The sequence below is a fragment of the Alcanivorax sp. HI0044 genome, from assembly GCF_001634945.1.
In genome coordinates this window covers 1-405 of record NZ_LWEZ01000768.1, presented here as the reverse complement: position 1 = coordinate 405, position 405 = coordinate 1, and the positions used below count along the sequence as shown (strand labels likewise).

The 405-nt window shown below is 56.0% G+C and carries 1 protein-coding gene; it reads right to left on the bottom strand.

Annotation, left to right across the window (positions count from 1 at the left end):
• Nucleotides 1–348: NAD(P)-binding protein (locus tag A3730_RS09165; protein WP_156501107.1), on the bottom strand; the 348-nt coding region annotated here is incomplete at its 3' end.
• Between the last annotated feature and the right edge of the window lie 57 nt (nt 349–405).

Below are 405 nucleotides of genomic sequence, written 5' to 3'. Positions count from 1 at the left end.
GGCCCCGGTCACCTCGGCATTGAAACGGGTGTACTGACGCAGGTTGTGCTTCTGGCTCACACCTTCAATGTAGTTGTGGATTTCCTGCTGGCCACTATAGCGGTGGCTCCAGTCCGGATTGCCCTCGAAGGAGAAGGAATACATGTGAGACTGCACGTCACAGGCGGCGCCTGGGTAGCTGTTGTGGTACCAGGTACCGCCCATGCCATTGCCTTTCTCCAGCAGCAGGAAGTCATCGATTCCGGCTTCGCGCAGCTTGATCGCCATGCACATACCACCAAAACCGCCGCCCACGATGGCAACTTTGACGCGACGGGTTTTCACATTGATCTTGGCCTGACTTGTCATAGGTATTCTCCTGGGATACTCACGGGCTCCTCGATGGCAACACTCTAACCTTGCCAA